Annotated in this window: 18 protein-coding genes; 10 read left to right on the top strand and 8 right to left on the bottom strand. The window is 34.3% G+C overall.

Annotation, left to right across the window (positions count from 1 at the left end; translation table 11 throughout):
• Nucleotides 1-134 precede the first annotated feature (134 nt).
• The 3 genes from NG806_RS20675 (at nt 135) to NG806_RS20665 (ending at nt 1811) form a co-directional block, all read left to right on the top strand.
• On the top strand, nt 135-923 hold the full coding sequence (locus NG806_RS20675) for a helix-turn-helix domain-containing protein (protein ID WP_261511193.1): 789 nt from the start codon (nt 135-137) through the stop codon (nt 921-923).
• Nucleotides 924-1015: 92 nt separating this feature from the next.
• Entirely contained in the window at nt 1016-1441 is a 426-nt protein-coding gene (locus tag NG806_RS20670) for a DoxX protein (protein ID WP_261511192.1), read from the top strand.
• Nucleotides 1442-1457: 16 nt separating this feature from the next.
• Entirely contained in the window at nt 1458-1811 is a 354-nt protein-coding gene (locus NG806_RS20665) for a cupin domain-containing protein (protein ID WP_261511191.1), read from the top strand.
• Nucleotides 1812-1993: 182 nt separating this feature from the next.
• Here the strand turns inward: NG806_RS20665 and NG806_RS20660 are convergent, their stop codons facing one another.
• Nucleotides 1994-2524 (bottom strand): hypothetical protein, encoded by a 531-nt coding sequence (locus tag NG806_RS20660; RefSeq protein ID WP_261511190.1) that lies wholly within the window; start codon nt 2522-2524, stop codon nt 1994-1996.
• Nucleotides 2525-2670: 146 nt separating this feature from the next.
• On the opposite strand from NG806_RS20660, the gene NG806_RS20655 reads away from it, so the two are divergent.
• Nucleotides 2671-3567: a winged helix-turn-helix domain-containing protein gene (locus NG806_RS20655; protein WP_261511189.1), complete on the top strand. Its 897-nt coding sequence runs from the start codon at nt 2671-2673 to the stop codon at nt 3565-3567.
• Nucleotides 3568-3828: 261 nt separating this feature from the next.
• Here the strand turns inward: NG806_RS20655 and dnaK are convergent, their stop codons facing one another.
• On the bottom strand, nt 3829-5724 hold the full coding sequence (gene dnaK / locus NG806_RS20650) for a molecular chaperone DnaK (RefSeq protein WP_214832558.1): 1896 nt from the start codon (nt 5722-5724) through the stop codon (nt 3829-3831).
• 622 nt (nt 5725-6346) lie between these two features.
• Here dnaK and ppk1 point away from each other — a divergent pair.
• The 4 genes from ppk1 (at nt 6347) to NG806_RS20630 (ending at nt 13645) form a co-directional block, all read left to right on the top strand.
• The gene (gene ppk1 / locus NG806_RS20645; protein ID WP_214832560.1) at nt 6347-8419 is read left to right on the top strand and encodes a polyphosphate kinase 1; all 2073 of its coding nucleotides are present in this window, start codon (nt 6347-6349) and stop codon (nt 8417-8419) included.
• Complete coding sequence (locus NG806_RS20640) at nt 8416-9300, top strand: Ppx/GppA phosphatase family protein (RefSeq protein ID WP_214832562.1); 885 nt, start codon at nt 8416-8418, stop codon at nt 9298-9300. Before ppk1 ends, NG806_RS20640 begins: the two co-directional genes overlap by 4 nt.
• A 369-nt stretch (nt 9301-9669) precedes the next feature.
• Nucleotides 9670-10329, top strand: coding sequence for an NAD-dependent epimerase/dehydratase family protein (locus NG806_RS20635; RefSeq protein ID WP_261511188.1), 660 nt, complete (start codon nt 9670-9672; stop codon nt 10327-10329).
• Nucleotides 10330-10603: 274 nt separating this feature from the next.
• Entirely contained in the window at nt 10604-13645 is a 3042-nt protein-coding gene (locus NG806_RS20630) for a choice-of-anchor I family protein (protein WP_261511187.1), read from the top strand.
• A gap of 70 nt (nt 13646-13715) precedes the next feature.
• Here the strand turns inward: NG806_RS20630 and NG806_RS20625 are convergent, their stop codons facing one another.
• From NG806_RS20625 to NG806_RS20605, 5 genes are all read right to left on the bottom strand, one after another.
• Nucleotides 13716-14330, bottom strand: a complete 615-nt coding sequence (locus NG806_RS20625) for a response regulator transcription factor (RefSeq protein ID WP_214832567.1) — start codon at nt 14328-14330, stop codon at nt 13716-13718.
• A gap of 706 nt (nt 14331-15036) precedes the next feature.
• Nucleotides 15037-16620 carry a flotillin family protein gene (locus NG806_RS20620; RefSeq protein WP_214832569.1) on the bottom strand — a complete coding sequence of 528 codons (1584 nt, stop codon included), beginning with the start codon at nt 16618-16620 and terminating at the stop codon, nt 15037-15039.
• A gap of 28 nt (nt 16621-16648) precedes the next feature.
• Complete coding sequence (locus NG806_RS20615) at nt 16649-17215, bottom strand: NfeD family protein (protein WP_214832571.1); 567 nt, start codon at nt 17213-17215, stop codon at nt 16649-16651.
• Nucleotides 17216-17327: 112 nt separating this feature from the next.
• Nucleotides 17328-17576 (bottom strand): NifU family protein, encoded by a 249-nt coding sequence (locus tag NG806_RS20610; protein ID WP_214832573.1) that lies wholly within the window; start codon nt 17574-17576, stop codon nt 17328-17330.
• Nucleotides 17577-17620: 44 nt separating this feature from the next.
• On the bottom strand, nt 17621-18730 hold the full coding sequence (locus NG806_RS20605; protein WP_261511186.1) for an Mrp/NBP35 family ATP-binding protein: 1110 nt from the start codon (nt 18728-18730) through the stop codon (nt 17621-17623).
• A gap of 156 nt (nt 18731-18886) precedes the next feature.
• On the opposite strand from NG806_RS20605, the gene NG806_RS20600 reads away from it, so the two are divergent.
• Nucleotides 18887-19348 carry a hypothetical protein gene (locus tag NG806_RS20600; RefSeq protein WP_261511185.1) on the top strand — a complete coding sequence of 154 codons (462 nt, stop codon included), beginning with the start codon at nt 18887-18889 and terminating at the stop codon, nt 19346-19348.
• A gap of 14 nt (nt 19349-19362) precedes the next feature.
• Here NG806_RS20600 and NG806_RS20595 read toward each other — a convergent pair whose 3' ends face one another.
• The gene (locus tag NG806_RS20595) at nt 19363-21705 is read right to left on the bottom strand and encodes an outer membrane beta-barrel family protein (RefSeq protein WP_261511184.1); all 2343 of its coding nucleotides are present in this window, start codon (nt 21703-21705) and stop codon (nt 19363-19365) included.
• A 93-nt stretch (nt 21706-21798) separates the two neighbouring features.
• Here NG806_RS20595 and NG806_RS20590 point away from each other — a divergent pair, with 93 nt between their 5' ends.
• Nucleotides 21799-24600 carry a GH92 family glycosyl hydrolase gene (locus NG806_RS20590; protein WP_261511183.1) on the top strand — a complete coding sequence of 934 codons (2802 nt, stop codon included), beginning with the start codon at nt 21799-21801 and terminating at the stop codon, nt 24598-24600.
• The last annotated feature ends 143 nt before the right edge of the window (nt 24601-24743 follow it).

Raw genomic sequence — 24743 nt, 5'->3', positions numbered from 1 at the left:
AATAGAAACCTAATCTTTCGACCCTGTTTTTACATTCACTTTTTTTGTAATTTAGATTCAAAGAATACAACGATTCATAAGAACATAGATTCATTTCTGGTTGAACATAAACTCAATTCTAATGCTCATCAAACATGATTGAAATAAAAAAATATTCAAATCAAATAAACCATTCTGAACCAAGACGGGTGATCAGATACACCTTATTCTGGTGCAAGAGTGGATCTGCTGAAATCTTGATTGATGAAAATATCTTTAATCTTACGGCTGGAGAAACAGTAACCATCACTTCAGGGCAGTTTCATCAATTGAGAGCTGTTGAAGGAGAAGTGACAGCACTTGAGTTTACTCTTGATTTCTTTAGTAAAAATGACAGCGATATTGAACTCATTTTTCACAACGGTTTATTCTGTCATTTTGGAATGAATGAAAAGATAAGTGTCCGTCAACCCTTATTTTTCACTGAAACATTGAATCTAATTGAGAATGAAATCAGTGAGAAGCCCTATCAGTATTTAATTTCAACACATTCACTGGTTGAATTATTACTTATTGAGATCAACCGCAGTAAAATAGCAAATGGTGATGAGATCTGGAAGCCTGACGCTTTATTTTTAAAATTTCTGGAAAGCGTACGTAATCATTTTGCAGAAAACTATCAGGTATCTCATTTTGCAGATCTCCTAGGAACTACAGAAGCTAAATTGAATGAAGTTTCAAAACTGCATACTAACAAAACAGCACAGAATGTTATTTACAGCCTTATCATTTCTGAGGCTAAAAGATTATTACTTTACGAGAAGTTAACTGTAAAAGAAATCGCCTACCAGCTTGGGTTCAATGATCCCTTTTACTTTTCCAACTTCTTTAAAAAACACACTTCCCTATCTCCAAAAGATTATCAGAAGTCGGTAAAAAACTAAATATTATATGCTTTTCCCAGAATTGTCTATTCTTTAGGCTACGGCTATCACCGAACTTTGTACTTGTAATTAATCAACTAAGATTTTTAAGTATGAAGACTAAACAAGATATAGCCGTTTTCCTGTTAAGAATAACATTAGCGACAGGTTTTTTATCAGCTGTTGCAAGCAGGCTTGGTTTTTGGGGTAGCTATTCTTCGGGTTGGAAAAATTTCGTCAGTTATACCGCTGAAACCAATTCCTTTTTACCACAGACATTTGCACCAGGTATTGCTTTATTGTCAACTATTACTGAATTATCGATTGGTATTTTTCTTCTTGTTGGCTATCAAATCAGTAAAACTGCTTTATCCGCTTCTATTCTCACTTTATTATTTGCATTAGCCATGTCTATTTCTTTTGGTTGTAAAGAGCCTTTGGATTATTCAGTTTTTGCATTCAGCGCGGGAGCATTTTTGCTAAGTACTTTCTCACGTTACAAATGGACTTTAGAAGAGTTTTTAAACACAATAAAATAATTTAAATTTTAATATCATGAACACAAACATCCACGATTACATCGTAAAAACAGAACAAACAGAGTGGCAGCCATTAATTGAAAAAGGAATTCACTACGAAGGCATATTTGTAAAGTCTTTAAAATTTGATCCTGAAAAAAACCGGTCTACAACCATACTTTTAAAATTTGAGCCAGGTGCGAGTTATCCCTATCATAATCATCCAGCTGGAGAAGAATTATTTGTAATGGAAGGAGATGCTGTTATTGCAGGAGCACATTTGGAAAAAGGGGATTATTTATATACTCCACCAAATTTTAAACATTCCGTGAAATCAGAGAATGGTTGTATACTTTTTTTCATGATACCAGAAGAAGTAGAGATTCTTTAAAGTATTTATTTCAATAAAAAAACCGGGGTAAAACAATGTTTTACTCCGGTTGTATAATCAAGTGTAAAGAATTACCTATATATTATTACACACAAAACCTTTTTCTAAGCATCATTATAGAACAATATTGGTTCGTTGTTTTTTCTCGCTTCTCATGCAGATGTATATCATAATTTATTTACTTAACAGCCTCCTTTGCGGGGGATACGTTGAAAAATTATCTTACTATCCCGTTCTACATATTCGCCAGATACTATTGGGTATGAATACTTGGGTGCATGCAATATGTTATGGCTTCTTACAATTATTTTGTCGTTAACTTTCAGACTATGCAATTGTTTTAGTTGAGACTTTTCCGGCTCAAATTTTACAATGTAATCGTCACCATTAATTCTGACCATCACCCCAAAACCTAATCTTGAACCTGGCGGAAGAGAAAGTGAGGTTACAACTCCATCCATATTGGTATAATCTTTAATGTTCTTCCATATTTTAGCTTCAGCGTCCCGCACTTTTTTACCTGCGGGAGACACTTCCCATTTTTTATACATTATACCAGCAGGAGTAGCCTCCCACTGTTTCAATGCAGCTTTCCTTTCAGCAGAAGAGAGAGTCTTTGGGATTGATTTTTTAGAAGTTTCATTTTTAATTTCACGATTAGCAAATACCAATCCACTTACCACAATCAGCAGCAAGCTCAGCACATAAATCATTTTTTTCATGTTTTTTGTAGGTTTAATTAATAACATCGCTTTATCTTCTTTTAAAGTTTATGTGATAAAATTACTTTAATGTTTTTCTGCCTGTGAACTTAAAATTGTAAATAAAAATGTAAACTTTGTAAAAAAAACTTGACACTATGTTTAATAGCAGAAATCTCCTTTCAGGAAAACGCAAATACCTGTTCGGATTAATACTTCTCTCATTTATTTGTGTAATCTATGTATATGCGGATTTCAGCAGTGAGAATAGTGACGACTTTGACTTTGCCAGAAGGGAAGTTTTGCTCCGCAGAATCGGACATGAAATACTTCTACAGTCGGGTGATAGTATATCAAGAGTACTCCCTGTGAAAAAAATTGCGAAAAATGAATATCTGATCAGCTTTGAGAATAAAATTACTTTTCAACCGGACTCCTTAGTGAATACAACTCAACGTTTGTTAGCCAAAGACCCGCTCACAAGTGATTATATTGTAAATGTACTTAACTGTGACAACTCCAGCGTAGCCTATGGATATGCTATATCTAAAAATAAACGAGATGATGTTGTACCGTGTAGAGGAAGAAAGCAACCCGTTGCCTGCTATATGATCAAAATTAAATTCAAACCCACAGGAATAAACATAGTGAAAAATGGGTATCTTCTGGGTGGCCTGTCATTTTTAGCATTTGTTGGTTTTATTATTTTCAGATATGCTCAGCCCCGGAAAACTTTACCTGAAAATCAGCATACAGATATGTTCACTTTGGGCTCAGTGTTGTTCGATGCGAAGAACCGTAAGCTTATAATAAATGGAAATACAATAGAATTGACCGGAACTGAAGCACGTCTGTTACTTATTTTCGCATTATCTCCTAACGAAACTATAGAGAGAAGCAGGTTGCAAAAAGAGATATGGGAAGATGAAGGTGTTATTGTGGGGCGTAGTCTGGATATGTTTATTTCAAAACTTAGAAAAAAACTGGAATTTGATCCGAATATCAAAATTGTTGTTATACGCGGAAAAGGATATAAGCTTGAAATTAACGCTTAAGAACTTACCGCATTGTTCGGTACAATAAACCGAGGTGACAGTCTTAGGTATAAACTGTGCATCATAAATGGGACACTTTTTTTAATCCTATTATAGTAAAAATTTACTTAAGTTTCACTTTATCGCAACTTAAGTTCTGGTACAAATAATTAAAAACGAAATATAAAACACATAAACAATAGTTATTAAAAAAATAAAAACCGCTATGGACCTTTGTCCATAGCGGTTTTATATGTTTTATTGATTAATATTAATCAATAATTATTTTACTTCTTCGAAGTCTGCATCCTGCACATCTTCACTTCCTGCGTTTCCACCAGGATTTTGAGCACCTGCATCAGCTCCTTGAGCTTGCTGTCCTGCTGCATACATTTCTTCTGAAGCTGCCATCCAAGCTGCATCTAAAGCTTCTGTTTTAGCTTTTGTATCATCAGAATTTTTAGATTCGAATGCTGTTTTCAATTCAGCTGCTGCAGATTCTACAGCTGCTCTTTTATCAGCAGATAATTTATCACCAAACTCTTTCAATTGTTTTTCAGTCTGGAAGATTAATCCGTCTGCTTTATTGAAGATTTCAACTTCTTCTTTTTTCTTAGCATCTGCTGCAGAGTTTTCCTGAGCTTCTTTTTTCATTCTCTCGATTTCTTCATCAGAAAGACCTGAAGATGCCTGAATTTTGATCGTTTGTTCTTTGCCAGTTCCTTTATCTTTAGCAGAAACGCTAAGAATACCATTCGCATCAATATCGAAAGTTACTTCAATTTGAGGAACTCCTCTTGGTGCTGGTGGAATGTCTGCCAAGTCGAATCTACCGATCTCTTTGTTATCGTTGAACATGGGTCTTTCCCCTTGTCCTACTCTAATGCTTACTGCTGGTTGATTATCAGAAGCAGTAGAGAATGTTTCAGACTTTTTAGTTGGGATTGTTGTATTCGCTTCAATTAATTTAGTAAATACAGAACCCATTGTTTCAATACCTAAAGAAAGTGGTGTAACATCAAGAAGTAATACATCTTTTACATCTCCTGTTAAAACTCCCCCTTGGATTGCTGCACCGATCGCTACAACCTCATCCGGGTTAACTCCTTTAGATGGTTTTTTACCGAAGAATTTCTCAACTTCTTCCTGGATAATAGGGATTCTTGTAGAACCACCAACCAAGATCACTTCGTCGATCTCAGAAATAGATAAACCTGCATCAGCTAATGCTTTTTTACAAGGCTCCATAGATCTTCTTACCAAGTCAGCGGATAACTGCTCAAATTTAGCTTTTGTTAAAGTCTTCACTAAGTGTTTAGGACCTGTAGCTGTAGCCGTAATATAGGGTAAGTTGATTTCAGTTTGTGGAGAAGAAGATAATTCAATCTTAGCTTTTTCAGCAGCTTCTTTCAATCTTTGTAATGCAATAGCATCAGATTTTAAATCTACTCCTTCTTCAGCTTTAAATTCATCTGCCATCCAATTGATAATAACATCATCAAAGTCATCACCACCTAGGTGTGTATCTCCATTAGTAGATAATACTTCAAATACACCGTCTCCTAAATCAAGGATAGAAACGTCGAAAGTACCACCACCAAGGTCATAAACAGCAATTTTCTGATCTTTGTGATTTTTATCCATACCATACGCTAACGCTGCAGCCGTAGGTTCGTTGATAATTCTTTCTACTTTAAGACCTGCGATTTCTCCAGCTTCTTTAGTAGCTTGTCTTTGTGCATCATTAAAGTAAGCAGGTACAGTAATTACTGCTCTTGTTACTTCTTGTCCAAGATAATCTTCAGCAGTCTTCTTCATTTTCTGAAGTGTCATTGCAGAAATTTCCTGTGGTGTATATTCTCTATCGTCAATTTTAACTTTTACAGTGTCATTCGGACCTTTTACAACTTCATAAGGTACTCTTGAAATTTCACTTGCATCATCTTTAAAATGAGTTCCAATAAATCTTTTGATAGAATATACTGTCTTTTTTGGATTCGTTACAGCCTGTCTTTTTGCAGGATCTCCTACTTTTCTTTCACCATCTTCTGTAAATGCTACAATAGAAGGAGTCGTTCTTTTACCTTCTGCATTAGGAATAACAACAGGGTCTTTACCCTCCATTACAGCAACACAAGAGTTGGTCGTTCCTAAGTCAATTCCAATTATTTTACTCATAATATTTTTATTTTTTCTAATTTTTAATTTGATTTACACTCTACATTTCTCAATATTCGTACCATTCAAATTTATATGACAAATTGACATAATAAGTAAAAAGACTTGATTTACCCAAGGTTTCATGAAGCCATCAATTCAAAATATTTCATTATTTTTCAGTAGATTATAAAATAATTCATCTTTGAATCTTTTTATCATTCTTTATGACAAACCTTCATGTTTAATTTTCCATTCACTAAAAACTAAGAATGAAGATTTTCATAAACAGATCTGAGAAAAATAAAATAATACATCTTTACATGGTATAAAATATCATATCAAATTAGTCGATGTGTAATTTGTATAGTTAGGGTTAAAGGCAACAAGTAAATTTAACTTGAAAAATCAATAATAAATAGATGACTGAATCTTAAAAAAACATATATTAGTGAAGAAAGTCAGTATTGTCCTTGCACACTGATTATGGGCAGGTGGCTCATACTGGAACAAAATAATTCGATCTCTTATTAGTGAAGGTCATGTAGATGTTCCCATTCAAAATTATTAATCAAAGTTTAATCTTGTTTATCAACATTAAATATGTTTTAATCCTTATTTTTGATAAATTTTTTATATAAATATGTCAATACACTTTAATCCGAGGGATATTACCTGGCTGGCTTTTAACGAAAGGGTTTTACAGGAAGCAATGGACGAGAATGTACCATTGCATTTAAGAATACGTTTTCTGGGAATTTTCTCCAATAATTTAGATGAATTTTTCAGAGTACGTGTTGCCGGATTAAAGCGCGCCATGGATTTTAAAGAAAAGGTAATCGCTGAATCTTTCTATCAGCCACCTTCCAAGATCTTACAGCGAATCAATGAAATTGTAATAAGTCAACAGCAGAATTTCGATAAAACCTGGAAAAAGATCCAGGGTGAAATGGCTGATCATAAGGTTTCGATTAAAAACGCAAGAAACCTAACTGTTTTACAAAAAGAGTTTGTCAGAAAATACTTTGATGAAGTGGTAGAATCCAATGTAATTCCTATCCTTCTTCACGAAAATACATCAATGCCTTACTTAAGAGATAAAAGTCTCTATCTTGGGGTTGCCATGAGAAAAAAAGACTGGCAGTATCAGAGTAATTATGCCATTATAGAAATCCCTTCCCGTTTTGTGGGAAGATTTGTTCTTCTGCCAACAGAAGATCCTGAGGAAAAAAATGTAATGCTTCTAGAAGATGTAATTACCTTTAATTTACCACATATTTTTTCATACTTCGGTTATGATGAATTCGCTGCCAATGCCTTTAAAGTAACAAAAGATGCAGAAATGGATTTGGATAATGATATCAAAACCAACTTCGCTGAAAAAATAGAAAAAGGTCTAAAAAACCGTAGAAAAGGAAAACCTACAAGATTCGTTTTTGATAAAGATATGGATAAGGCATTATTGGAATTGCTTATCCGCAAACTTAACCTGACAAAAAAAGACAGTATCATTCCCGGAGGAAAAATTCATAATTTCAAACATTTCATGGATTTCCCTGATGTTTTTGCAACTTACACAAGACCTTTGGAAAGAACTTCTTTTACACACCAGGCTTTTGAACATGGCGAAAGAGTAACGGATGTTATATTAAAAAAAGATGTACTTCTCAGTTTCCCTTATCATAAATATAATCCAGTTATCGATCTTCTTCGTGAAGCGGCAATGGATCCTGATGTAAAATCAATACAGATCACTGCCTATCGTTTAGCCAGCAGTTCGAAAATAATCAATGCACTGATCTACGCAGCAAGAAATGGCAAAGAAGTAACAGTCATGCTTGAACTTCAGGCAAGGTTTGATGAAGAATCGAATCTTGAATGGAAAGAAATGCTGGAACCTGAAGGCATAAATGTTTTGGTAGGAATTCCTGATAAAAAAGTTCATGCAAAGCTTTGTGTCATTAAAAAGAGGGCTCATAATAAAACCATTCAATATGGCTTTATAAGTACCGGTAATTTTAATGAAAAAACAGCAAGAATTTATGGTGACCATCTCTTGATGACGGCAGACAGAGGCGTTATGGCAGATATCAATAAAGTCTTTAATGTTCTTAAAAAGCCTAAGGAAGATTATATCTCTGTTTTGAAAACGTGCAAAAATCTTGTTGTTTGTCCACAGTTCATGCGTGAAAAGATTGTACATCATATCGACAAGGAAATCGATGAAGCCCGAGCCGGAAGAAAAGCTGAAATTATCATTAAGGCAAATTCAGTAAGTGATCGTGCTTTAATTACAAAACTTTATGATGCTGCACTGGCGGGGGTTACGGTAAAAACAATTGTAAGAGGAATCTACTGCGTTGTTAACCAAAAAGAATTTAAAGAAAAAATAAAGGGTATAAGTATTGTTGATGAATACCTGGAACACGCAAGAGTGATGTACTTTTATAATAAAGGCGTTGAAGATATGTATATTTCTTCCGCAGACTGGATGACAAGAAATCTTGATTACAGGATTGAGGCTGCAGCTAAAATCACAGACAAAGATCTGAAAAAGGAGCTGAAAGACATTCTTGATATACAGCTAAGAGACAATGTAAAAGCTAGAATTTTAGATAAAAGGCTAGGCAATGAATATGTGAGAAATGACAAACAGGAATGTCGTTCTCAAATTGAAACATATAAATATTTAAAAGCTAAAACAAATATCAAATGAAGATTGCAGCGATAGATATAGGAAGTAATGCAGCGAGACTTTTAATTAATGAAGTAAAAATCACCAATAAACACCCCGAATTTATAAAGCTTAATCTTCTGAGAATTCCTCTGAGATTAGGAATGGATGTGTTTACTCATGGAGAAATTGGTAAGGAAAGGGAGAAAATGGTCATTGACTCAATGAGAATTTTCAGTGATTTGATGAAGATCTATAAGGTAGATCATTATAGAGCTTGTGCTACCAGTGCTATGCGTGATGCTAAAAACGGACAGGAAATCATTCAGCAGGTAAAGGAAACTTCTGGAATTAATATTGAAATTATTTCTGGAGATGAGGAAGCTACATTAATTTATGAAAATCATGTTGCAGAAGGTTTAGATAAAGATTTTGCATATTTATATATTGATGTTGGCGGAGGTTCTACAGAGCTTACCTTTTATGAGAATGATAAAATGGTTTATGAAAAATCTTTCAATATCGGAACAATACGTCTTCTGAATAATTTCGTAACTGCCGACAATTGGTATGAAATGAAGCAGGAGGTAAAGAAAAATATTATAAGCAAAAAACCAATCGTTGCAATTGGATCAGGAGGAAACATTAATAAGGTTTTCTCTATGAGCAAAACAAAGGACGGAAAACCCATGACTTTATCGCATTTGAAGAAGGTGCATAAAGAGTTTGATGAATTGAGTGTGGATGAAAGAATGACAAAACATAATTTGAGGGAGGATAGAGCGGACGTTTTAGTTCATGCTTTAAAGATTTTCAATAATGTAATGTTGTGGTCTGATATCAACAGGATCTTTGTTCCAAAAATCTCTGTTGCTGATGGTCTTATTCACAATATTTACAGTCAGTTACATGAGAAAAAATAATTACATTTAATTTGTAAGCATATCGTAAAACCAGTTGTCATTGCAACTGGTTTTTTTATTTTCTTAACTCATTTTCATAAATTTTTATTCTTAGCATAGTTATTTGGTTATACCGTAGAAAACAAATTGACCTCAAGCAAACTTTATTACCACGTTTTTTCCATGCTTTTTTATTAAAATTTACTTAAAATGACAATATGTTTAAAATATTCGCTTTCAATAAAAACTGCATAAATTGTAGGTATACAAGACACTTACCTTTTAGGCACAGCTAAAACAAACGAAAGTGTTTAAAAATATTTTAAGAATTTAATTTTTTTTAAAGTAAATTTAAGTGCCCAATCGTTATAAAAGTATAATCGAAATAACATGAGTTCAAATCCAATCAAAATAATCATCACAGGAGCTACAGGAATGGTAGGAGAAGGTGTTCTAATGGAATGCCTTGAAAACCCTTCTGTTTCAGAAGTTTTAAGTGTCAGCAGAAAACCTTCAGGAAAAAAACATGCTAAATTAAAAGAGTATATTATTTCTGATTTTTTGAGCATCAATTCAAATGATGAAAACCTGAAAGGTTATGATGCCTGTTTTTTCTGCGCTGGGATCAGCAGTATAGGAATGAACGAAGAAGATTACACTAAAATAACTTACGAAACGACTCTTCATTTTGCCCAGGCTGTATTGGATCAAAATCCAGATATGGTTTTTAATTATGTTTCTGGTTCACACACTGATAGTACGGAAAGTGGAAAGACTATGTGGGCAAGAGTAAAAGGGAGAACTGAAAACTCTTTGAAAAAATTAGGTTTCAAAGGATCTTATAATTTCCGTCCAGGCTTTATGAAACCTGTAGATGGGCAAGTGAACGTAAAGTGGTTTTTTAAACCTTTTATCTGGCTCTTTCCTATTCTATTACCTTCGAAATCTTTAACATTGCATGAGGTAGGAAAAGCTATGATCAATGTTGTTAAGAAGGGATATCCGACATCAGTTTTAGAAATCAGAGACATTAAAAAACTTGCAATATGAGAGAAATGCTAAAAAGAATAATCCTTGTTATTTTTATATTACTTGTTTTAACTGCAATTTCAGGGTTTTTATATACTCAGAAACATCCATTAGAAAAAGTATCAGCAGAAAAACATTGGATACAAAAAGGAAAGAACCAAAAATAGCTTTAGAATCTGATTAAGTATGAACAAAATTTATATTATTACACATTATTAATCATTTCTTAAGATTCCATTAAAATATTTACAAAGGATAAAGTCCATTTTTGCATTAATCAAAATTTAAAGTAAAAATGACGAATAACTACCTTTTAAGAGGTTTCCTTCCTATCGCTGTTTTATTTCAAGGCAGTATTTTTGGACAATCATTGATCCATTATTGGAATTTCAATAACAATACTTCAGAAACTTCCATTACCGCTCCCACTTCTTCTTTAATAAATGGTTCTTCCCTCGTTGCCATTGCAGGTGGAACAAGTATTATTGATTTTGCGGGTGGAACCGGACAAAATTTCAATGTCGATAATTTAAATACCCGAAATAATGATCCTGCCGGAACCCATTTAAGATTTAATAATCCAATTGGTGGTGGACTTCAATTTTCTTTACCAACAACAGGATACAATAACGTGGTTGTAAAATTTACAACGAGAAGATCAGGTTCAGGAGCAGGAGCACAATCCTGGTTCTATTCACTTGACGGGACTACTTTTACACCCTATCAAACCGTGAATCCACAAGATGGAAATCCACAGCTGATTAGTTTTGATTTTTCAAGTATCGCTGGAGTTGCCAATAATCCAAATTTCAAATTAAAAGTTGAATTTTCAACAGGAGCGGGAGGAAATGTAGGTAACAACCGTTTTGATAACTTTACTGTTGATGCAGTGGCGGCAGGTGGTGCAGACACTACTCCACCCTCTGTAGCATATCTTCCGGCAAACAATACCAATAATGCTTCCACAACTGTTGACCCAAGTATCTCTTTTAATGAAAATATAAGATTGATCGATAACTCTACGATCAACGATATTAATGCACAAAATCTTGTTGAATTCCGTCTGGGAAGTGCTTCAGGAACACAAGTTCCTTTTACAACAACGTTCAGTAATAATAAGATCACGGTGATCCCAACTGCAGGTTTACTTCCAAATCACACTTATTATTTAGCATTAAAACCTAATACTGTTGAAGACTTAAGTGATAATGCAGTGACCACATCAACTTCAACCGTTTTCACCACTGCAGGTACAAGTATTTCTTTAGATAAAAACTTTGTAAAAGTCAATGAGAATGCGGGTAGCTTAAGCTTTAAGATCAACATCAACAATCCTTCAAATTCTACTGTAAATCTTGTGGTAAAACCAGCTCCTTTCAGTACAGCGGGAAGCAATGATTTTACATTAAGCAATCAGACCATCAATATCACACCGTCAACAACCAGTTATACGGTGAATATTCCAATTATTGATGATACACTGGAAGAGCAACAGGCTGAATACTTTGTCGTAAGTCTTGAGAACCCTGTAGGGGCAACCATAACGGGAGATAATTCGGCAACAATATATATTGTAGACAATGACAAAGCTGCTCCGGTTCCTTCTAATCAGATTCAGCTGAACTATATCGGAAGTTTTGATCCTTCAGGTAATAACAATAGTTCTACAGAAATTGTTGTTCATGATCCTGCCACGCAGAGATTATTTACGATCAGTTCCTTAACAGATGTTTTTGATATCATTGATTTTACTAATCCAACCACACCAGTAGTTACTAAAACAGTAAATATGGCTCCTTACGGAGGAATTACAAGTATCGCTGTAAAAAATGGGATTTTAGCTGTTTCCTCTCCTAATGCTAATCCACAACAAAACGGTTCTGTAATTTTCTTTGATATAAATGGAAACTTCCTTAAGCAGGTAACCGTAGGTGCCTTGCCTGATATGATCACGTTCACTCCGGATGGTACAAAAGTAATCACAGCAAATGAAGGAGAACCTAATGATGCTTATACTGTAGATCCGGAAGGTTCTATAAGTATTATTGATATTTCTGGCGGAGTTAATAATGTTACCCAAACGAATGTTACTACGCTTAATTTCACCAATTTTAATTCTCAAGAAGCTGCTCTTATAGCAACAGGTCTTAGAAAAGTAAAATCTACGAGTACACTAGCCCAGGATTTAGAGCCTGAATATGTTACTGTAAGCTCAGACAGTCAAAAAGCATGGGTTACTCTTCAGGAGAATAATGCTATCGCTGAGGTAAATCTTGCGACAAAAACCATAACAAGCATTTGGGGTCTGGGTAAAAAAGATATGAGCTTACCTGGCAACGGATTCGATGCTTCAGATAATAATGGTGAAGTATTAATTGCCAACTGGCCGGTAAAAACGTTCTATACTCCGGATGCAGTACAAAACTACAAAGTGGGTGGTACCAATTACATTGTAACGGCTAATGAAGGTGATGAAAAAGACCTTTCTGGGTTTAGTGAAAGAACTACAGTAGGAGCTAATGGCTATGCTTTGGATGCGGCAGTTTTCCCTAATTCATCTGTATTAAAAGCTTCCCATAACTTAGGTAGATTCAGAGTAACATCGGTAAATGGAAATACAGACGGAGATGCTGAATATGAGGAAATCAATGCAATGGGAGCTCGTTCATTCTCTATCTTTAATGCCGACACAAAACAGATTGCCTATGATAGTGGTGACCGATTTGAAAGGTATATTGCTGCCAATCATCCATTAATTTTCAATGCTGATAATGAAGCAAACGGTGCTAAAAACAGAAGCCGCGCAAAGGGTCCTGAACCCGAGGGCGTCGCTTTAGGAACTATCAACGGGCAGACTTTTGCTTTCATCACTTTGGAAAGAACAGGAGGTGTCATGGTTTACAATATTACGGATCCTAATAACGTAACATTTACTGACTACAAGAACTCTCGTTCTACATCCGCTTATGGAGGTGATAATGGTCCGGAAGGCATTATTTATATAGCTCCTCAAAATACAACAACAGGAAAAGGATATGTAGTGATCGCCAATGAGATCAGTGGTACACTATCAATGTATGAGGTGGCACAGTCGCCGACATTAGGAACAGGGGAAATAAAGGCTGAAAAAGCAACTTTCAATATTTTCCCTAATCCAGTTGCAAAAGGAAATACTTTGTATTTTAACAGAGCCCAGGATTATGAATTGTATGATATGTCAGGAAAGCTAATTGGAAAAGAAAAAAATGCTTTAACAATTGATACTTCCAGACTTTCTACAGGAGTATATCTGGTTAAAACTTCAGATGGTACAATTAAGAGATTAATTGTAAAGTAGAATATATTATTTAGTTGAGCAAAGAGCTTCGGACAATGTCTGAAGCTCTTTTGTTATAGGCTTAAATTATTTAATGCATATCATCGTAAATACGAACGAGATCAACAACATTTTTAACCTTTAGTTTATCAAAAATTTTCTTTTTGTAGGTACTGATCGTAGACATTTTAAGATCCAGAATATTAGCTATTTCTATATTTCCGTTTCCTTCTGCTAAAAGTTTAAATATCTGAAACTCTCTTTTAGAAAGCTTTTCTACAGTACGACTATCTTTGGAGTGGTTTAAAAGCTTATTCACCATTTTTGAAGGATAATAATACCCTTCTTCAAATATAGCGGTAATCCCTCTCAGTATTTCAGATTCTGAAGCCCCTTTATTAAGGAACCCTTCTGCTCCTTCTTCAATATACTGAATACCTACACTTTCATCATAGATGGAAAATATCATGATTTTAAGATCATCCTTTTTCTTTTTAAGCTCTTTTACCATTGCTTTATAAATGCTATCAGGCATATCAGTATCAAGGATTACCAGATCATATTTTTTTTTAGAAACTTTTTCTTTGGTTTCTGTATAATTTTCGGCAAAATCTATTACACAGGGATATTGAAGTTTTGATTCTAAAAGCAGCGCAGTACCCGTTCTCACAATATAATGGTCATCCGCAATGAGTATTTTTTTCATAGTTCTAAGTTTTTGATCATAACTTCCAAAAGGAATTTTTCTTATTCTTTTGGAAAGCATTTCCTCTTCCGATTTTTAGCACGAAATGCAATACAACATGTAGGCCGATACTATCTTTTTTCAAAGAAATTTCTTTATAATAAGGTTTTACATATAATTTTTACTACCATCTATTTGTTTCGAAGAAACCTATATCCTGAATTGTCAATTTTAATGACTCCCAGTTGTCTCGCATTTATAATCCTAGTAACGATCAATTTTGGTTTAGTCTCAATTAATATACAATCGTAGTCATGGAAATTGCATTTATATTCACAAGCCATATTAAGCCATAATTATTTCCTGTAATACTTTTTGGTCTCTTATATATCGTTTCATTGGTTGATTGAGACCAAATTGAAAAGTACTGCACATCAAAATAGGAAAATAAAAAGCATAGCCGGAGTAAGAAAAGCCTCATATAGTGTTGTAAATAAATTTTTTACAAAAGTAACATTAATAAAACTCACAAAAACATAGAATTATTTCTATATGAATTTAATATTAATTCTAATTATTAATCACATATTCTTGAGTAAAGATCACAAAAAAAAGACAGGTTCTAAAAACCTGTCTTTAAACATATTATATTATTATAATTGAATAAATTAATAAAATCGGAAATTGAATATAAATATTTAAATATATAGATATATGGACTTCATTTTTAACCCTTTGAAGAATCATCTTTTGGAGCTTCATTTCCCAAAGTCATATCATCAAAATTCTTCTTTTCTTTCTTCTCAATGATCTTAACAATCTCCTTTTGAACCTCTTCCGGTTTTCCTTTTAGATAATCCGGTAAATTTAATCCCGCCATATTAAATAAATCATTCAATGGGGGAACTGATTTCATCATTCCTGAAACAAAGTTAGCTGTGGAAGTATTTCCATCTTTATCATTTCCGCTATCCCATACTGTAATCTTATCGATCTTAATATTCTTAACAGCTTCCACCTGGGTTTTAACCAATTCAGGAAGTTTTTCAATTAACAATAACTGGAATGCACTGTTCGTATCACCACCAGCTGCCTGTATTATTTTGTCGTAACCTTCAGCTTGCTTTGTCAGAATCTCGTAGAGACCTTTTGCTTCAGCTTCCATTTTAGCAAAAATAGCGTCTGCCTCACCTTTTGCCTGAACTCTTATTTTCTCAGCTTCTGCCTGTGCATCAATGATTGCCTTTTGCTTTGCAATTTCTGCATGAACAACAATATTCGCCTGTTGGGTAGAACGTTCTCTTTCAGCCCTGGCTGTTTCGGCTTTCTGTTCGGCAAGATAAGATTCCTCCAATGATCTTGCGGCCTGAACTTTCTCGGCAGCAGTAGCAATTCTCAGCGCTTCAGCTTCTTTTTCTCTTCTTTCGGCATCAGAGTTTGCAATGGTAATTTTTGCTTCGTTTTCTCCTTTTACAGCGATAGAGTTGGCTAAGGAAGTTGCAATACGTGCTTCTTTTGCTGCTTCTGCCTTTCCGATTGCTTCATCCTTTCCTGCTGCAGCAATACTTACTTCTCTGTCTTTTTGGGTGATGGCAATTTTCACATCACGATCTCTCTGCGTTTCGGCAATCTGAGTGTCTTTTTCACGATCAGCAATCGCTTTTCCTGTTTCTCCGATTTTAGTCTGTTCTGCAACACTAATAATCGCCTCATTGATCGCTTTAGCAGCAGCTTCTTTACCTAAAGCTTCAATATATCCGGATTCATCCCTGATATCCGTAACGTTTACGTTGATTAATTTTAAACCAATCTTCTTTAATTCGGTATCAACGTTTTTCGAAATATTATCTAAGAATTTATCTCTGTCTGAGTTAATTTCTTCAATGGTCATTGTTGCAATAACCAAACGTAACTGACCGAACAGTATATCTTTAGAAAGCTCCTGAATTTGCTCCGGGGAAAGACCTAATAAACGTTCTGCTGCATTTCCCATGGAATCAGGTTCCGTAGAAATAGCAATCGTAAAACGACATGGCACATCCACCCTGATGTTCTGACGTGAAAGTGCATTGGTAAGATTAGCTTCAATAGAAATTGGCTTCAGATCCAAATAAGCAAAATCCTGAATTACCGGCCAAACAAAAGCACCTCCGCCATGAATACATTTTGCAGAACTTCCACCTGTTTTACCATAAATTACTAAGATTTTATCTGAAGGACATCTTTTGTATCGCGAAATAAGCGCTAGGAATGTGACGAATAGCACAACGACTATTACAACTGTGAGAATAAGAGTTCCGGGAATTTCCATATATAGTTTGTAAAATATTGATAATTAATTAGACTTTCGAAACGACAAGAATTTTATCGTAGATATATATCACCCTTACCGAATGACTTGAAGGGATACTTTCCTCTGCTTCTGTCATAGCCTGAAGTTCATGATTGGCTCCATTTACAGAAATCAAAATCTTTCCTTTGCCACTCATATTGGCTGGAATAGTAAGATAGACCTCACCGGTTTTTCCAATAAGATTTTCCATCTTAAAAGTATTGTCTTCTGTTAATTTTAAAATTTGAAGAATAAGAATAAAAAATATAAATAAAAACCCTGTTCCAATAAGGATCGCTACCACAAATAACAATGCCTTACTACCTATTGAATTGTAGAATGCTACACCCCCCCATCCGAATCCCAGGAGAAAATTAATTAAATTTCTGAAAGAGAATAACTGAAAAGGGGTATCACCATGACCAGCATCACCTGTAAAATCTGTATGAAGACCATCAGAATGACCACCTATAAAAGTAAGGATCGTTTGAAATAAAAATATTAAACTGGCAGCCAAAGCAATATACCAAAAGCCTTGATTAAGAGGTTCTAAATTTTCTAAAAATCCAAACATAAGTATGTGCTTTTCACAAATATAACAAAAACTACCTTATAATTCCGAAAAGGAGAGCAATAAAAAAAGACAGGCTTAAAAAACCTGTCTCTTAATATTTATAAACTTTCTTTTACTCTACGCTTATTACCTTTTCGATTTCCGGAGCGTGTTGTTTAATTGTATTTTCAACGCCCAGCTTCAGGGTTGAAAAGTTCAAAGAACACCCGGAACAGTTTCCTAAAAGTTTTACATAAACTGAGCTATCTTTCACATCAATAAGCTCAATATCCCCGCCGTCTTTATTTAAAAACGGACGAATACTTTCTAAAGCCTCCATTACTCTTGTTACAGTATCTTCGTGTGCTACGTTTGTTTCCATATTTTTCAGTTCAATTCGGTTTTTTCAAAAATTAATTTGAAATATTATTTTTTTGCCTTTGGTGAGCATCCGGCCATTGTTGTAATTTTTACAGCTTCAGTAGGTGGAAGACTTTTATTTCTTTCAACAAGACTCTCTACCATTTTACGTGCTGTGTCAGTATAAATCTCTGCAATTTTAGAGTTTTCCTGTAATGCTGCTGGTCTTCCAACATCACCTGCCTCCCTGATGCTTTGGATCAACGGAATCTCTCCCAGTACCGGAATTCCCAAATCTTCAGCTAAATATTGTGCTCCCTGGTTTCCAAAGATGTAATATTTATTATCAGGTAATTCTTCTGGTGTAAAATACGCCATATTTTCGATTAATCCAAGAACCGGAATATTTATGCTTTCCATCTGGAACATGGCAATCCCTTTTCTTACATCTGCCAGAGCAACATGTTGAGGTGTGCTTACAATTACGGCACCCGTTACAGGTACTTCCTGAATAATTGACAAGTGGATATCACCAGTTCCCGGAGGTAAATCAATTAATAAAAAGTCCAATTCACCCCAATCAGCATCTCTTATCATTTGATTTAATGCCTTAGAAGCCATAGGACCTCTCCAGACTACTGCCTGATTAGCTCCGGAAAAATAACCTATTGAAAGCATTTTCACTCCATAGTTTTCTACAGGCTTCATTAGATTCTTTCCATTAACCTCCACAGAAATAGGCTTCTGCCCTTCAGTATCAAACATCGTAGGAACAGATGGTCCATAAATATCAGCATCTAATAAACCTACTTTAAAGCCCATTTTAGCTAAAGTAACGGCCATATTTGCGGCAACGGTAGATTTACCAACTCCTCCTTTTCCTGAGGCAATCGCAATAATATTTTGAATTCCTGAAATTTGTTTTCCTTTGATCTGGCTTTGTTGAATTTCGCTAGGTTCAGGAGAAACAATTTTAAGCTTTAAATGAATCTCTTCTCCAAACTCACTTGCAAAAGCCTGCTTCATGGCAGCTTCTAATTTTTTCTTTTCATGCATTGCCGGTGAATGAGCTGTCATATCTATATAAACATCATTCCCTACAATCTGAATATTATTTACTAAATCATCTACTTCTATTTCTTTAAGGAAATCTTGAACCTTTTCTTTCGTCAACATAAAATTGCTATAAATTGTTTACAAATTTACGTAATTTTTCTATAATTTAGAATGAATAAAATCTATAACTCAAGGTGATAAATCGCATCACAAAAAACACCTAATTAATTTTTTTAAAGACCCACCTAAAAAAAACAATCCCTAAATCACAGAAAAATGGACACAAAAATAACTTCATATCCTTCCAAAACTGCCTCTCATCAAGATACTTTTAAAGTTGGAAAAACAAGATTCAAATGGTATAATCTGGCAGAGAATATTGAAAATATATCTACTCAGGATATTATGAATGCCAAAGCATGTATAGAAAATTCTGATGAAAAATTTCAGAATATAAATGATTTAGGGTTTATTATTCTTCATAGATGTGGCGAAAACTACCTCCTCTTAGTTTGCACCTGGAGAAATGAAAACGAATTATGGGAAAGTGTGTATTATGATGGCTCAGGAAAGTTTGAAATCTGGGAAAGAAAAAGCAATCATATACCTACCTATTGTGTCTGGGAAATGGGAATTGTATATCATGAGTCACAGGCATGGAAAAAATTCTTAGGGACAGATAGAGAAGAAAACAGCAAACAGCAATATTTAGATCATCTGTTTGAAGGTGAGGTTTAAATTAGTATGCTGATTTAATTTACTCTGTTCTTTTCATCAAACTTTATATTACGATCTGTTCCCTTTATTTTTTTGTTTCCAAAATTATAAGTTAATGAAAGATTAAGTCTTCTTCCATCATAGTAGTTATCATAAAAATGGGTTGAGTTGGTATAATATATCTCACCATTGCTTTTTGCTTGCCTGAAAATGTCTGAAACTACCAGGTTCATTTGAAGATTCTTATCCATCAGATTGAGTTTAATTCCTGAGGTAAAGTTTCCTACAAAATAAGAGTAGGTATTTCCAAAACTAGAAGGCAAACGTAACCAGTAGTTTAGGATTAGCTGTATGGTTTTAGCTTTATTCAATGATAGGTTATTCTGGAAATCCATTGTATAAGCATTTCCCTTTGAAGATGCTGCGTCTGTTGCAAAAACATGTGTTTTCATATAGGATACATCTGCCGAATAATTAACCTCCCATAATTTTAAAAAAGTATCTGAATAACTCAATGTTATTCCTGCACTGTTTTGATTGTAATGGTTATCAAAAGTACTTATTCTGCTTTCTCCCTCCAGATTTACCAATTGGCCAAATGCACCTAAAATTCTTTGAAAATAGGCAGTAGCTGATAATTTTCCTTTATAAATGTAAGACAATTCAAAATTATGGTTGATCGAAGGCTTCAGTACAGGATTCCCTGTAAAATATGAGTTTACATTAATGTACCAGCGATAGGGATTAATTGCTCTAAACCCAGGTCTGTTGATCCTCTTTGAATAATTAATGCTAAAGGTATTATTCTCATTGCTTTTATAGGTAACGTAGGCGGTCGGAAATAATTGACCATAAGAATTGCTGGTTGTCTGACTGGAATTTACAGAATTCCCATTTACAGTAGAATATTCATATCGAAGACCTGCTTTCGCTGTCCACTTTTCATTAAATTCTTTTTCCATGCTCAAATAAGCTGCATAATTTTTCTCGTTATATTCAAAGATATTGCTTTTGCCAGGATCTGTAATATAGTTTCCATTGATCAGGTTTTGATAGGCTACATCAGAATTATTGTCGAAATTGGTAAACTTCACCCCGCTCTCTATTTTTGCAAACTTATAAGGCAATGAGAGATCTGCTTGTCCAGAATAGATTTTATAATCCACAGTAGAGGGTGTTCTCACTACGGAATTGCTTCCTGAGTTCTCAGTAGTTGTAAAATTGATATTACTTTCTGGAATATTAGAAAAGTAATTACCTGTAATGCTCAACTTATTATCTTGTTTTCCAAATTTAAGGTCATAATAGGCACTTATTGTCTGTTGGCTACTTTTTGAGCGGTGTTTTGCATAGGTTAATAATGTATTCGTATAGTTTCCATTTTGGAAATAATCTGAGGTATTATAAATATCCATATTTGAATGACCATAACCAATATCATAAATAAATCCAGTATTTGATTTCGTATTAATTTGGTAATCCACACTAAGATTAGCACCTATCCCATCACTAAAGTCTCTTCTCTTATCTGAACTTACCAATCCATCCTCTCCAATAATTTTATAATTTTCATATGATCTTTTCTCATTATCATATTGCCTTAATTTAAGTGAAAAACGCAGTCTTTCATTTTGATAATTAATCGTGGCTGCATTAGAAACACCTGTATAAGTTGTCTGGACTAAACTGGTAGTTAAACTTCCGTTCCATCCAAGTTTTTGATTTTTCTTTAGAACAATATTAATCAAGCCACTATTTCCCTGCACTTCATATTTTGCCGGAGGTGCTGTAATTATTTCTATCTTTTCAATATTTTCTGATCTTAAACTTTTTAAATAATTGATAAGCTCACTTCCGGAAAGATTTAAGATTCTTTCATTGATCATTACTGCTAATCCGCTTTTTCCTGCCATAGAAATACCTGAATTCTCATCCACTTTGATCAACGGTGTATTTCCAAGAGCTTCTATCCCATCCATTCCCTGTGAAGCTACAGAGGCAGATATATTATAAATCAACCGATCTGCTTTTCTTTCAATAAGCTTTTTTCTGGCAGTAAGACTAACTTTCTCAATCTGCTTCTCCTGTCTTTTCTCAATTGTAAAATCCCTTCTTGTATCCATGGTTACAACAATACTGGTAGTCAAAACCTCAGCTCCATCCTGAATAAGTTTAATATTATAATCTCCGTTTTCAGGTAATTTTAATGTATAATTTCCGTTTTCATCTGAAATAGCTGTTTGTCTGTACTTATCTTTAACAGCAATAACTTCAATATATGATGCTTCATTTCTATCCTGATGGATTTTCCCTGTTATAGTTTGAGATATCGCAAAAATTGGAAATAATATCAATCCTGAAACTAAAAATATTTTCATTGTTATCGTTTTTATTAGGACAAGTCTTATCTTCCCTTTATTACATTTTAGTTCGTGTATTTTTCAATATATTCGCTAGCATAAAATTATTTTATGAGAAAAAGTTTCATTATTCTTTCTTTATTTATTGCTCAGATTATTTATTCCCAGAATTATTCTCAACATGTTAATCCATTTATAGGAACCGGAGGTCATGGTCATACCTTTCCCGGAGCTATTGTTCCTTTTGGAATGGTACAGCTTTCACCTGACACAAGAGTAGATGGCAGTTGGGATGGATGTAGTGGTTATCATTACTCTGATTCAGTAATCTATGGTTTTTCTCATACCCATCTTAATGGTACCGGAGTTTCAGATTATGGTGATATTATGCTGATGCCTACTATGGGAAATCCGAGTCTTAATAACAAAGACTATTCTTCAAAATTCTCTCATAAAAATGAAAAAGCTACGGCAGGATTTTATGCCGTAAAACTGGATAAAAATAATATTGATGTCCGTTTAACCACTACTAAAAGAGTCGGATATCACGAATATATCTTTAATAATGTTGGAAATGCCAACATTATCTTAGACCTAAATCATAGGGATAAACTTCTTGAAGGTGAAGTAAGAGTCATTGATGACAAAACCATTGAAGTTTTCAGAAGGAGTGAAGCCTGGGCTACCAATCAATATATATATGCCAGAATTGAGTTTTCAAAACCGATGAAAATTTCAAAAATAGAAACGAATGGAAAGCAGGAAAATAATCTTTATACAGGAACAAAGTTAGCTTTGGCATTTTCAACAGCTGTTAAAAAAGGAGAAAAGATCTACGTAAAAGTATCCCTTTCCCCAACAGGTTATGAAGGTGCTGCAAAAAACATGTTGGCTGAGGGAAAATCCAATGACTTTGAGACGATAAAGGAACAGGCAAAAAGGGATTGGGATAAGGAACTTTCGAAAATTGAAGTGAAGTCGGAAGATAAAAACAAACTAAGTATTTTCTATACTGCAATGTATCATGTTTTTACGCAGCCAAACATCAATATGGATGTTGATGGAAAATACAGAGGGCGGGATAATAAATTTTATACAACTAAAAACTTTGATTACTACTCTGTCTTTTCACTTTGGGATACCTTCAGAGGAGCACATCCTTTAATGACCTTAATTGATAGAAAAAGAACTTCTGATTTCATTAATACTTTTATCAGACAATATGAACAGGGTGGAAAACTTCCTGTCTGGGAACTGGCTTCCAATGAAACTGAATGTATGATCGGATATCATTCTGTTTCTGTAATTGCAGATGCGATGGCGAAGGGAATTACCGGTTTTAATTATGAAAAAGCATTCGAAGCGTCTAAAAATTCGGCTATGCTGGATATTTTTGGATTAAATGCCTACAAACAAAATAACTACATCAGCATTGACGATGAACATGAAAGTGTTTCTAAAACATTGGAATATGCTTATGATGACTGGTGTATTGCTCAAATGGCAAAAATTTTAAATAAAAAAGAAGACTATCAATATTTCATGAAACGTTCTCAGAATTGGAAGAATCTTTACAATCCGAAAAACGGCTTTATGCAGGCCCGAAAAAACGGAAACTGGTATGAGCCTTTTGAGCCTAGAGAAGTTAATAACAATTATACAGAAGGAAATTCATGGCATTACTCTTATTTTGTTCCACAGGATATTCCGGGGTTAATTCAGGCTCATGGTGGGAAGGAAAAGTTTGAACAGTTTATTGATGCTATTTTCGCTGCACCTAATACGACAACTGGAAGAGAACAGGTGGACATTACCGGACTTATAGGACAGTATGCACAGGGCAATGAACCAAGCCATCATATCGCTTATCTGTATAACTTTGTTGACAAGCCGCAAAAAACAGAAGAAAAGATCAAATATATCCTTGATAATTTCTATAAAAATACTCCAGATGGATTGATCGGAAATGAAGACTGCGGGCAAATGAGTGCATGGTATATCTTAAGTTCCATAGGTATTTATTCCGTAACTCCAGGGAAACCGGAATGGGAAACTGTAACTCCTTATTTTGATGAAATTAAAATTCATCTGGAAGATGGAACCACAAAAACCATTACCAAGAATACAAGCAAAGAGGAGCTGAAAAGACTGGGATTCGAAAATATAAAACCTGTAAAAGATTTTAAATACATGGAACAAACGGCATCACCTGTTATCACAGCAGATAGGCTTTTTGAATTTTCTACTAAAGTGGAAATTACCCCATTGAATGAAAAGGATAAGGTATACTATATGACAATGGATGAAAATGATAAGAATGTAAGAAAAACTTTTACGACCTATAAAGGTCCATTTACCATTAACAAAACCACTCAAGTTTCTGCCTATACCGAAAGGAACGGTAAAAAAAGTTCTATCACCTCAGCGAATTACAATAGAAGGCCTAACCATTGGGATATTATCGTAAACTCGACTGTAAATCCTCAATATACAGCAGGTGGGAAACTTGCCCTTATCGATGGTATTAATGGTGTTGAAAACTGGAGAAAAGGTGAATGGCAAGGCTATCAGGGACAGACTTTTGAAGCCATCCTTGATTTTAAATCTCCACAAAAGATCAAAAATTTATCTTCGACCTATCTTCAGGATAGCAGAGCCTGGATCTTAATGCCTAAAAAGGTTGAGTATTATGCTTCTATGAATGGTAAAGATTTTATTCTCCTTAAAACCATTGATAATACTATTGATCCTAAAGATGAAAAAGTTCAGGTCAAAGATTTTACAGCAGATATTTTACCCACTGAAGCCCGTTATATAAAAGTAAAAGCCCATCATTTTGGAAAACTTCCGGAATGGCATAAGGGCGCGGGTGGTGACTCTTATCTATTTGTGGATGAAATTTCTATAAAATAATTCTTCCAGATTTTAATTAAATAAAACCCGCCTTCAAATCAAAGGCGGGTTTTTATGTCATTTTGAGCACAGGAGAAATCTCCTAATGTGTTGTATTATGTTTAGTATTAAATTTACTGTAGAGATTCTTCATTGTCTTTACG

The organism is Chryseobacterium paludis, from assembly GCF_025403485.1.
GTDB lineage: Bacteria > Bacteroidota > Bacteroidia > Flavobacteriales > Weeksellaceae > Chryseobacterium > Chryseobacterium paludis.
Note: the sequence above shows the minus strand (reverse complement) of the source record. Positions and strands in the feature narration are given on the sequence as shown.

Excerpts from the sequence above, each read along its gene's own strand:
- NG806_RS20675 (WP_261511193.1), top strand. The coding sequence starts at position 135 with ATGATTGAAATAAAAAAATATTCAAATCAAATAAACCATTCTGAACCA.
- NG806_RS20670 (WP_261511192.1), top strand. The coding sequence starts at position 1,016 with ATGAAGACTAAACAAGATATAGCCGTTTTCCTGTTAAGAATAACATTA.
- NG806_RS20665 (WP_261511191.1), top strand. The coding sequence starts at position 1,458 with ATGAACACAAACATCCACGATTACATCGTAAAAACAGAACAAACAGAG.
- NG806_RS20660 (WP_261511190.1), bottom strand. The coding sequence starts at position 2,524 with ATGATTTATGTGCTGAGCTTGCTGCTGATTGTGGTAAGTGGATTGGTA.
- NG806_RS20655 (WP_261511189.1), top strand. The coding sequence starts at position 2,671 with ATGTTTAATAGCAGAAATCTCCTTTCAGGAAAACGCAAATACCTGTTC.
- dnaK (WP_214832558.1), bottom strand. The coding sequence starts at position 5,724 with ATGAGTAAAATAATTGGAATTGACTTAGGAACGACCAACTCTTGTGTT.
- ppk1 (WP_214832560.1), top strand. The coding sequence starts at position 6,347 with ATGTCAATACACTTTAATCCGAGGGATATTACCTGGCTGGCTTTTAAC.
- NG806_RS20640 (WP_214832562.1), top strand. The coding sequence starts at position 8,416 with ATGAAGATTGCAGCGATAGATATAGGAAGTAATGCAGCGAGACTTTTA.
- NG806_RS20635 (WP_261511188.1), top strand. The coding sequence starts at position 9,670 with ATGAGTTCAAATCCAATCAAAATAATCATCACAGGAGCTACAGGAATG.
- NG806_RS20630 (WP_261511187.1), top strand. The coding sequence starts at position 10,604 with ATGACGAATAACTACCTTTTAAGAGGTTTCCTTCCTATCGCTGTTTTA.
- NG806_RS20625 (WP_214832567.1), bottom strand. The coding sequence starts at position 14,330 with ATGAAAAAAATACTCATTGCGGATGACCATTATATTGTGAGAACGGGT.
- NG806_RS20620 (WP_214832569.1), bottom strand. The coding sequence starts at position 16,620 with ATGGAAATTCCCGGAACTCTTATTCTCACAGTTGTAATAGTCGTTGTG.
- NG806_RS20615 (WP_214832571.1), bottom strand. The coding sequence starts at position 17,215 with ATGTTTGGATTTTTAGAAAATTTAGAACCTCTTAATCAAGGCTTTTGG.
- NG806_RS20610 (WP_214832573.1), bottom strand. The coding sequence starts at position 17,576 with ATGGAAACAAACGTAGCACACGAAGATACTGTAACAAGAGTAATGGAG.
- NG806_RS20605 (WP_261511186.1), bottom strand. The coding sequence starts at position 18,730 with ATGTTGACGAAAGAAAAGGTTCAAGATTTCCTTAAAGAAATAGAAGTA.
- NG806_RS20600 (WP_261511185.1), top strand. The coding sequence starts at position 18,887 with ATGGACACAAAAATAACTTCATATCCTTCCAAAACTGCCTCTCATCAA.
- NG806_RS20595 (WP_261511184.1), bottom strand. The coding sequence starts at position 21,705 with ATGAAAATATTTTTAGTTTCAGGATTGATATTATTTCCAATTTTTGCG.
- NG806_RS20590 (WP_261511183.1), top strand. The coding sequence starts at position 21,799 with ATGAGAAAAAGTTTCATTATTCTTTCTTTATTTATTGCTCAGATTATT.